Annotated in this window: 2 protein-coding genes; both read right to left on the minus strand. The window is 65.8% G+C overall.

The genetic code is table 11. The annotated features are described in order from the left end of the window. A partial coding sequence (locus G7B67_RS12510; RefSeq protein ID WP_166212928.1) for a non-ribosomal peptide synthetase occupies positions 1 to 7,025 on the minus strand: 7,025 nt, incomplete at its 3' end. Between the two features lie 39 nt (positions 7,026 to 7,064). Beyond that, on the minus strand, positions 7,065 to 7,578 hold a 514-nt coding region (locus G7B67_RS12515), incomplete at its 5' end, for a phosphopantetheine-binding protein (RefSeq protein ID WP_243412373.1).

The following is a 7,578-nucleotide window of genomic DNA, read 5'->3' on the forward strand; positions in this document are numbered from 1 at the left end:
AACGCCCCCACCTCGCGAACCAGCACCCCCATCGACCACCCATCGGACACGATGTGGTGCATCGCCACCAGCAGTACGTGCTCATCCGCTGACAGGCACAGCACGCGACCGCGGATCAGCGGGCCTCGCGAGAGGTCGAATGGCGCGTGCGCTTCCTCGAGCCCGCGCTCATGCACGAGCGCTTCCCTTACCGACGGGGCCAATGCCGAAAGGTCCTCGTAGGCGAGCACGCAGCCCGCATCCACGGGCCCGATCACCTGGTGGGGCATGTCGTCGTCCGCACCGTTCGCGAAGGTCGTGCGCAGGCTTTCATGCCTGGCGACGATCCGATCGACGGCGGCCTGCAATGACTGACGGTCTAGTTCGCCATGCAGCCGTAGCGCCATCGGCATGTGGTAGGCGGCGCCGGCGGCCTTGTCCATCTGGTCCAGGAACCACAGGCGTTGCTGCGCCCACGACAACGGCAGTGGCGCACTGCGATCCGCCGGCACCAGGGCAGGTTGCGAAGTCCCGACACCATCCGCTACGGCTTGCGCCAATGCCGCCAGCGTCGGCTGCGTGAATATCTCACGCAGCGGTAGTTCCACACCCTGCGCCTGGCGCAGACGCGCGACCACCTGTACGGCCATCAACGAATGGCCCCCGAGTTCGAAAAACCGGTCCTGCCGCCCCACGCGCTCCAGACCCAGCAGCTCCTGCCAGATGCGCGCGAGCGCCTGCTCGACCTCCCCGATCGGGGCTTCGTACTCGCGTCGGGCAACCGCCGTGTCGTCAGGCTCCGGCAACGCCGCGCGATCGAGCTTTCCACCTGGCGTCAGCGGCAGCGACGGCAGGCTCACGAATGCGCTCGGCAACATATGCTCGGGCAGGTGGTTCGCCAGCCGGTCGCGCAGTTGCGCCGCCGTTGGCAACGACGCGCCCCGCGGCACCACGTAGGCCACCAGGCGTTTTTGGCCGGGCATGTCCTCGCGCACCAGCACGACGGCTGCCTGCACCTCGGGCACACCGTGCAGTTGCGATTCGATCTCACCCGGCTCGATCCGGAAGCCGCGAACCTTCACCTGGTCATCGTTGCGGCCCAGGAATTCGATCGTGCCGTCCGGGCGCCAGCGACCCAGGTCGCCGGTCTTGTACAGCCTCGCACCGGGAGCAGGCGCGTAGGGATCCCGGACGAATCGCTCCTTCGTCAGGTCCATTCGATTCAGGTAGCCGCGTGCCACCTGCACGCCCCCGACGTGCAATTCGCCAATGACGCCTACCGGCACCGGTGCGCCCGCGGCGTCGAGGATGCGTACCGGCACGTTCGCCATCGGCCGACCGATCCCCGGCATTTCACCGCCAATGAGCGCCGCGGTCGCATCCACCGTGCATTCGGTGGGGCCATAGACGTTCCAGCAGGCGACACCCTCCCATGCACTCAGGCGTGCCCAGCCCCGTGCCGAGAGCACGTCACCGCCGACCAGCAATGTCCGCAACTTCGGCCATCGCTGCTCAAGCTCCGCGTCCTCGAGCAGTTGTTCAAGCTGGGCTGGCGTGCAGTCCAGAGCTTCGAGCGCGTTATCGCCCACAAAGCGGCACAAGGCTGCGGGATCGCGTCGCACCGCCTGCGGCACGATGACGATGCAGCGGCCCGCGAACAATTGCGTGAGTGACTGTACCGAGGCGTCGAACGACAACGCTGCATTCAGGCCAATGCGTCCCTGCGACGACACCGATGCGAATACCTGCGCATCGAGGTTCAGACCCAGGTTGACGACGGAACGATGCTCGACCATCACGCCCTTCGGCTGGCCCGTGGAACCCGACGTGTAGATGACATAGGCCAGGTTCGCGGAGGTCAGACCCTGTGCGCGCGGATCGGGATTGGACTGTGGCTGCCCGGCGAACGTCTCTTCGTCGTCCAGCATCACCACCGGCCGGCCCGCGCCCCCCTGGTCCGCCGGGATCGCCTTCAGGCTGGACCGGGTCAGCAGCGCCACCGGTTCGCTGTCGGCCAACATGTAGGCGAGGCGTTCGACGGGATAGGCCGGATCCAGCGGCACGTAGGCGCCGCCAGCCTTGAGGATTCCAAGGACGCCGGCAACCATGTCGATGCCCCGCTCAACGTGGAGGGCAACACGGGCGTCTGGCGCCACGCCGAGGGCCAGCAGGTGGTGCGCAAGCCGATTCGCGCGCGCGTTCAACTGCGCATACGTGAACTGCTCGCCGTCGTATTCAACGGCGATGGCGTCGGGGCTGCGAGCGCATTGGGCCTCGAACAGCGCGTGCACCAGTGCGTCGCGCGGGTAATCGGCCGCAGGCGCCTGGAAGGCGTGCAGCAGGTCGTGGCATTCCTCATCGCCGAGGAGCGGCAGCGTGCTGGTGCGTCGGGCATCGTCGGCGACCATTGCGGCCAGCACGCGCTGCCATTGATCGAGCAGCCGCTGCATGCTCGCCGCGTCGTGCAGGTCAGTCGCATAGTTCAGGCTGGCGACAAGGCCGTCGGCCGTTTCGGTGCATGAAAGCGAGAGATCGAAGTGCGCCTTCTCGCCGGGTAGCGGCAACGGCTCGATGGCGATTTCCGGCAATGCCAGCGCGTCCGCGCCAGGCACGTTGTTCAAGCTGAGCATGACCTGGAACAGCGGCGAGTGCCCCAGGCTGCGCACCGGCCGCAACGCCTCCACCACCTGCTCGAACGGCAGGTCCTGGTGCGCGTAGGCTTCGAGCGTACTTTCGCGGACCTGCGCCAGGAGCTCTGCAACGCTTGGATCGGTGCCCAAGCGTACGCGCAATGCCAATGTATTGACGAAGAACCCGATGAGGCTTTCCAGCTCGGTGCGTTGCCGGTTCGCCACCGGCGTACCGACCACCACGTCGGCCTGGCCACTCAGGCGCGACAACAACACCGCCCACGACGCCAACAGGGTCATGAACGTGGTCGTGCCGTGGCGCTGGCCGAGCGCCTTCACTCCTGTCGCCAGGTCCAGCGGCAGCGCAATGCCAACACTGGCGCCGCGATAGCTCGGCAGTGCTGGCCTTGGCCGGTCGATCGGCAGATCCAGCAGCGCCGGTGCGCCATCCAGATGGTCCCGCCAGAACGCCAGTTGCCGTTCCAGAACTTCCCCCTGGAGCCAATTGCGCTGCCAGACGGCGTAATCGGCGTACTGGATCGGCAGCGACGGGAGCGGGTCATCCTCGCCGCGAACGAAAGCGCCATACAACGCGACCACCTCGCGCACCAGCACGCCCATCGACCAGCCGTCCGAGACCGTGTGGTGCATGGTGAGCAACAGGACATGTTCGTCCGCTCGGATCCGTAGCAACCGCCCGCGCACCAGCGGACCGACGGCGAGGTCGAATGGCGCCTGGGTTTCGGCGAGCGCGCGATCGTGGACCAGCGCGTCCCGGCATTCGTCGGACCACGAACTGCAATCCTCGAACGCCAGCGCGAATCCCGTCTCCACGCCTCCGATCATCTGGTGCGCCGTGCCGGTCGCCTCATCGCCCACCAGTCGTGTGCGCAGGATCTCGTGTCGCGCCACGATCCTGTCCAGCGCCGCCTGCAGTGAAGCCTGGTCGAGCCGACCGCGCAGCCGCAGTGCGGTCGGAATCTGGTAGGCGTCCCCGGCCGCGCTGTCCAGCCGATCCAGGAACCACAATCGCTGCTGCGCCCAGGACAGCGGCAACGACCTTTCGCGATCGACTCGCACGAGCGCCGGTTGCTGCACGGCGCCGCATTTCGCGGCCGCCGCCGACAGGAAGGCAAGCGTTGGATGTGCAAACAACTCCCGCAGCGGCAGGTCGATGCGCAGCCTCTGATTCACGCGCGCCACCACCTGCACGGCCATCAGCGAATGACCGCCCAGTTCAAAGAAATGATCGTTGCGACCAACCCGCTCGAGACCGAGCAACTCCTGCCAGATGCTCGCCAGTGCGTGCTCGATTTCGCCGATCGGGGCTTCGTACTCGCGTTTGGCGACCGATGCCTCGCCCGGGGCCGGCAAAGCGGCGCGATCGAGCTTGCCATTGGCTGTCAAAGGCAGCGCCTCGAGGCGCACGAATGCGCTGGGCAACATGTACTCGGGCAGGCGGATGGCAAGAAGCTCGCGCAACTCGGACGCCGTGGGGGCGGCATCGTCACGTGGTACGACGTACGCCACCAGGCGCTTCCCGCCCGGCATGTCCTCGCGCGCGAGCACAGCCGCTGCCCGCACGCCGGGCAAGCGCTGCAGCTGTTCCTGGATCTCGCCAAGCTCGATCCGGAACCCGCGGATCTTGACCTGCTCGTCGTTGCGCCCCAGGTATTCGATGCTTCCGTCCGGGCGCCAACGGCCAATATCCCCGGTGCGGTACATCCGCGCATTTGCACCACCGGCGAAAGCATCGTCGACGAAACGTTCGCGTGTCAGTTCCGGTCGCTTCAGGTAGCCGCGCGCCAGTTGTGCCCCACTGATGTAGATCTCGCCGACAACTCCGATCGGCGTCGGTTCGCGGCATTCGTCGAGAATGTAGATCCTGACGTTCCGGACCGGCTTGCCGATGGGAACCACCGGCAACCGAATCCCATCGTCATCGAGCCTGATCGCAGTGGCATAGACCGTCGCTTCCGTCGGGCCATAGGTGTTGAGCAATGGGCATGAATGGCCGCTACAGCCCGCCAGCCATGCGGAAAACGCACCCGCCTCGGCCATCTCACCGCCGATGACGACCAGGCGGACCTTTGTGGTCGCCAGGCTTCCTGCGAATCCCGCCGAACCGACCCATTGATGCCAAAAAGCCGTCGGAAGCTCGACGACGCTGATCAGGTTCTGTTCCAGCAATCGGGTGAAACTTCGATCCGGCATGACTCGCGTTGGGCGCAGCACGACCGTGGCGCCTACCGCCAGGACGGGGAAGATTTCCTCGACTGAAGCGTCGAAGGAGAATGAGGAAAACTGCAGGACGCGATCGCCATCCGTGAGCTCGCAATTCGACACGTGGGCGGCGACCAGGTTGGCGACCTGTGCGTGTTCGACCATCACCCCCTTGGGTTGGCCGGTCGAGCCGGAGGTGTAGATCACGTAGGCCAGGCTCGCAGGCGTGATCCCAAGTGCTTCAGGATCGGGATTCGCGCAGGGCTGCGTGCCCCACGCGGAGGCCGCTTCCTCGCCATCCAGTAACACCATCGGCACCGTCGACCGCGACCAGCCCTCGATCGACTCGCGCAACGCCGCCTGGGTCAACAGCGCCACAGGCTCGCTGTCCGACAACAGATAGGCCAGGCGCTCCGATGGATATGAGGGATCCAGCGGAACGTACGCACCGCCCGCCTTGAGGATGCCCAGCAACCCGACCAGCATCTCGACGCTGCGATCAACGCAAACGGCCACCCGGTCGTCCGCCTTGACCCCCAATGAAACCAGGTGGTGGGCCAGGCGGTTCGCCCGTGAATTCAACTGCGCATAACTGATCTGCTCGCCGTCCTGCTCGACCGCGATCGCCTCCGGGCTACGCTCCACCTGGGCTTCGAACAGCATGTGGAGCAACACCGGGCTGGAATCCCGCGTTGCGGTCGAGTTGAATGTTTCGAGCAGCAAGTGCCGTTCTTCCGCATCCAGCAAGGGCATCGCGCCCACTCGCTGGGTATCGTCAGCGACCATTGCGGCCAACAATCGCTGCCAGTAACCGAGCCATCGTTCGATCGTCGCGGCATCGAACAAGTCGGAAGCGTACTCGAGCCCGCCTCCGATCCTGTCACCGATTTCCGTCAACGACAGGGTCATGTCGAAGCGCGATTTGTCGTTCGGCATTTCGACGCCGGATAAAGACAGCCCCGGCAGTCCCAGCACGCCACCGCTGGGCGTGTTGTTGAACGCCAGCATCGTCTGGAACAGTGTGCTGTGGCTCATGCTGCGGACCGGCTGCAGCGCCTCGAACACAAGTTCGATCGGAGTTTCCTGGTTCGAATAGGCTTCCAGCGCGACCCTCTTCACCTGCGCCATCATGTCCGCAACGCTCGGATCACCCTCCAGGCTCGTTCGCAGGGCCAGCGTATTGACGAAGAATCCGGTGAGCGGCGCCAACTCGGCCCGCTGGCGGTTTGCGGCAGGTGAACCGACCACGATGTCCGACTGGCCGCTCAATCGCGAAAGCAGCACCGACCACGATGCGAGCAGCGTCATGAATGCCGTCGCCCCGTGGCGCTTCGAAAACGAGCGGATGTCCTGCACAAGCTCGGCGGGCAGCTCCACCAACGCCGCACCGCCGGCGTAACTTTGAACCGGCGGGCGCGGACGATCCGTTGGCAATTCAAGCAAGGCGGGGGCGCCGGAAAGATGCCCGCGCCAGAAGCCCAGTTGCCGCTGCAGTGCCTCTCCTTGCAACCATGCCCGCTGCCACACCGCGTAGTCGGCGTACTGGATTGGCAGCGGCGGCAGCGGATCGGGTTCGCCTCGCAGGTGGGCGGTATACAGCGTGGAAAATTCACGTACCAGCACGCCAATGGACCAGCCGTCGGACACGATGTGATGCATCGTCAACAGCAGCACGTGATCGTCCGCCGCCAAGCGAAGGAGGCGGCCACGGATCAGCGGTCCGGCTTCAAGGTCGAAGGGAGCCCGGGCTTCCTTGTTCGCAAGGGCGAGCACGGCATCAGTCTGCGACTGGGGATCAAGGCCACCGAGGTCTTGCAGATCCTGTTCGACCAGGCCGAAGGATGTGCTCTCAGGCGCAATGACCTGGCGTGGGGATCCATCCACTTTCGCGAACGTCGTGCGCAGGTTTTCATGACGCGCCACGATCCGGTCCAAGGCCCACTTCAGCGCGGCGACATCGAGTTCGCCGCGGAAGCGCAGGCCGGTCGGAACGTGGTATGCGCTGCCACCAGCAGGGTCGAGTTGATCGATGAACCAAAGGCGCTGCTGGGCCGATGACAAGGGAATGACGCCCGCGCGATCGGCGATGGGAATGCTGTCAAGCTGCCGGTTCGGGACCGCCGTGGCGAGCAGGCGCCGCCGCAGGATGTCCTGCTTGATCGCTTCGATGTCAATCGGCGTTTTCATGTTCATCCGTAATTCCATTGCTGCAGGTTGCTGGCTGAGGGCGCACTAGAGACCGCTCTCCCAGAGCGCCAGCAATTCCTGTTCGGACAGTTCGTCGAGCACGGTTGAGAGTCGTTCGATGTCGTTTGCGTCGAACATGTCGACCTGCGCGGAGCAGACCGCGCTGCCCAGGTCGGCGATGGTCTTGGACCGGAACAGTTCTGCCAGCGACAGTTCGATCCCGAAACGTTCTCGAATCCGAACGACCACCTGCAATGCCAGCAGCGAGTGCCCGCCGATCTCGAAGAAGTGGTCCTCGCGCCCCACCCGCTCCACACCCAGCAGCCCCTGCCAGATGGCCGCCAGCGCCTGCTCGATCTCCCCCACCGGCGCCGCGTAGGCCCGGCGCACCACCGCGTCCGCACCCGGCGCCGGCAACGCCGCGCGGTCGACCTTGCCGTTGGGCGTGAGCGGCAGCGCCGGCAGGTGCACGAACAGGGCCGGCACCATGTATTCCGGCAGCCGCGCCCGCAGGCCTTCGCGCAACGCCGCCGGGTCCGGCGCGGTGGCGCCGCCGGTG

This window comes from Cognatiluteimonas telluris, assembly GCF_011320095.1.
GTDB lineage: Bacteria > Pseudomonadota > Gammaproteobacteria > Xanthomonadales > Xanthomonadaceae > Cognatiluteimonas > Cognatiluteimonas telluris.